The organism is Pseudoalteromonas sp. BSi20439, assembly GCF_000241165.1.
Classification (GTDB): domain Bacteria; phylum Pseudomonadota; class Gammaproteobacteria; order Enterobacterales; family Alteromonadaceae; genus Pseudoalteromonas.
In genome coordinates this window covers 1-3,235 of record NZ_BADW01000096.1, presented here as the reverse complement: position 1 = coordinate 3,235, position 3,235 = coordinate 1, and the positions used below count along the sequence as shown (strand labels likewise).

Below are 3,235 nucleotides of genomic sequence, written 5' to 3'. Positions count from 1 at the left end.
ATGTGCGTTACAGTTACGAAACCGTGACTATTTTCATCGTGTTGGTTGCACCAATCGTTTCCATCGCATCACCGTGGGTAATAATCACGGTATCGCCTGCTTGTAAAGAGCCTGCGGCTACAAGTGTGCTTAATGCATCTTTAACCATGCTATCTTTTTCACATTTTGTAGAGTCAAAAAATACAGGGTAAACACCACGATACAGTGCTGTTTGACCTAATGTACTTGCATGACGTGAAAGTGAATAAATAGGCAGTCCAGAGCTAATACGCGACATCAATTTTGCCGTGCTACCCGACTCAGTTAGGGTGATAATCGCTTTAACAGAGTCTAAGTGGTTAGCGGCATACATAGCTGATAAGGCAATTGACTCGGCATTAGAAGAAAAACGGCTGTCTAAACGATGTTTAGAAACGTGTGTTTCTTTTTGGGATTCAGCACCTAAACAAACACGCGCCATAGTAGCAACGGTTTCTTCCGGGTAATCACCAGCGGCTGTTTCAGCAGAAAGCATCACTGCATCTGTGCCATCAAGTACTGCATTGGCAACATCCATAACCTCTGCACGAGTTGGCATTGGGTTATCGATCATCGATTCCATCATTTGTGTGGCTGTTACAACAGTACGATTAAGCGAGCGTGCGCGACGAATAATGAGTTTTTGTTTGCCCATTAAAGCTGCGTCACCAATCTCAACACCTAAATCACCACGAGCAACCATCACAGCGTCAGACGCTAAAATAATATCATCTACTGCTTCTTGCGTTTCTACTGCTTCAGCACGTTCAATTTTAGCTAAAAGCTGAGCATTAGAGCCTGCAGCTTCTGCAAGTGAACGTACATAACGCATATCATCGCCACTACGTGGGAATGAAACGGCAATATAGTCAACATTAATTTCAGCCGCAGTTATTAAGTCTTCTTTGTCTTTGTCGGTAAACGCGGGTGCAGTTAAACCACCACCCAAACGATTAATCCCTTTATTGTTCGAGAGCACCCCACCCACAGTAACCACAGTGTGCACTAAATGACCTTCAACATGTTCTACAGTAAGCTGAATTAAGCCATCGTTTAAAAGGAGTAAATCACCAGGAGCTACATCTTGTGGTAGCTCTTTATAATCGATACCAACGGCGTTAATATCGCCTTCACCTTTTTCCATTTTTGCATCAAGGATGAATTTTGCACCGACCGCTAAAGTTACTTTACCTTCTTTAAAGGTTGAAACACGGATTTTAGGACCTTGTAGGTCAGCAAGAATAGCAACGTGCTTACCCAGTTTAGCGGCTATATCTCTAACAGCTTGTGCACGGTCTTTATGATCTTGTGCAACACCGTGTGAGAAGTTTAATCGAACGACATTAGCGCCTGCGCGAATAATTTTTTCTAAGTTATTATCTCTGTCTGTTGCAGGTCCAAGTGTCGCGACTATTTTTGTACGTCTTAACATTAAATTCTCCTGTGCGCTTATTTTAAGCAAGTTGACGGTTATTTTGTTTTAGTGACTACTTAATAAATCTTCAAAGAAGATTTCAGGTTAAATAGTAATTTTTAGTTTTATGCAATTTTTATAACATTGCGACTATTATATACAAAATGAATATGTCATCATTATGACACCGGTGTCACAGGGCGTCAATGATCTAAAAATTTAAATAGCACTGCTATTTCTTCCCCTCAGAGGGCGGTTGTTTGATATAATTGCGGCGTTTATTTTAACTGTAATAAATGCATGTAGCTTTGCTCATGGCTGCGGTCTGAGTATAATGCACGCGGTATTATTTTAATTTACTAACCAAATAGTTGTTACCGAGGAGGGCACTAAATGCAAGTTGCATTAGTAGGGTTAGGCGTTATGGGGAAAAATCTTGCCCTGAACTTGATTGAAAAAGGGATAACGCTTGTCGCTTATGACAAAAACCCAAATGCGGGTGAAGAATTACTAAGTTGTGCTAAATCACAAGGCATGGCTGATAAACTTCACATTGTCTCTGATCTAGGGGATATGGTTAGGCGTTTAGAAGCACCGCGTTCTATTTTATTACTTGTACCTGCGGGTGAGTTAGTTGATGCGGTTTGCAACGAGCTTATTGAAGCGGGTGTTCAGTGTAGTGATATTATTGTTGATTGTGGTAACAGTAATTATAAAGACGGTATTAACCGTAAGCTCAAATACCAAGATAAGTTTGAATTTGCCACTATGGGTATTTCAGGCGGTGCCGAGGGTGCACGTCACGGTCCAGCTATGATGGCCAGTGGTTCTGAAGGCGGCTGGGAGCGTGTCGAGCCATGGTTTACAAAGGTTGCTGCAAGCTATAAAGGCGAGTCGTGTTTTGCGCGTGTAGGCCAGTCAGCTAGCGGCCATTTTGTAAAAATGGTTCACAATGGAATTGAATACGCACTCATGCAACTGATTGCAGAAATGTATCAGCTATTGCGTCACGGCACTAATCGGTCACCTAAAGAAATTGCAGAGATATTTAACGAATGGTCTCAAGGGCAGCTAAATAGCTATTTACTGTCAATCTCAAGCCATATTTTATCACTTGAAAATTCGCATAATGTGCCGCTTGTAGATTTAATTGACAATAAAGTAGGCGCAAAAGGCACCGGTTTATGGACAGCACAAAACGCCCTTGAATTAGGTATTGCGGTACCGTCGCTAGTAGCTGCTGTACAAGCTCGTCATTTAACCAATGCGTGTAATACCACTGCCGCACAAGAAATGACATACAGCGCACAAAATACCACGCAAGTTGATATTGATTTAGATGAATTAAAAGATGCGTTTACCCTTGCGAGCCTGTTGGCTTATCGTCAAGGACTTGCATTAATTAAAGGCGCTTCACGAACTCATCAATGGAAAGTTGATTTAGCGAAAACGCTACAAACATGGCGTGCAGGGTGTATTATCCGTGCTGATTACCTTGATAGTGTAGCGCAAGGCGTTGAGTTTATTGACACGCTTGAAAAAGAGTCATTAGCGATGCGTAAAGTGACTGGCCAAGCCGTTATGACGGGTCTGGCGTTTCCTGTGCTTAGTGCAACACAAACCTACTTAGCAACGCTAACAACACCAAGTAATGGGCACTTAGTTCAAGCCCAGCGTGATTACTTTGGTGAGCATGGCATTAAAACCCACAGTGGTGAAACGTGTCATTTAACTGACTTAGTTGATATTGAAGCAAAAGTTCGTTAATAAAATCTAAGTAAACTAAAAAGGACGCTATATAGC

General features: G+C 41.9%; 2 protein-coding genes. One reads left to right on the top strand and one right to left on the bottom strand.

Features of this window, described 5'->3' with window-relative positions:
• Positions 1-13 precede the first annotated feature (13 nt).
• Positions 14-1,450: a pyruvate kinase gene (gene pyk / locus P20439_RS08770; protein ID WP_008466232.1), complete on the bottom strand. Its 1,437-nt coding sequence runs from the start codon at positions 1,448-1,450 to the stop codon at positions 14-16.
• Between the two features lie 375 nt (positions 1,451-1,825).
• Here pyk and gndA point away from each other — a divergent pair, with 375 nt between their 5' ends.
• Positions 1,826-3,199: an NADP-dependent phosphogluconate dehydrogenase gene (gene gndA, locus P20439_RS08765; RefSeq protein ID WP_008466230.1), complete on the top strand. Its 1,374-nt coding sequence runs from the start codon at positions 1,826-1,828 to the stop codon at positions 3,197-3,199.
• Positions 3,200-3,235: the final 36 nt, after the last annotated feature.

Bases quoted from the DNA above. Each gene is read 5' to 3' on its own strand.
- gndA (WP_008466230.1), top strand. From the start codon at position 1,826: ATGCAAGTTGCATTAGTAGGGTTAGGCGTTATGGGGAAAAATCTTGCC.
- pyk (WP_008466232.1), bottom strand. From the start codon at position 1,450: ATGTTAAGACGTACAAAAATAGTCGCGACACTTGGACCTGCAACAGAC.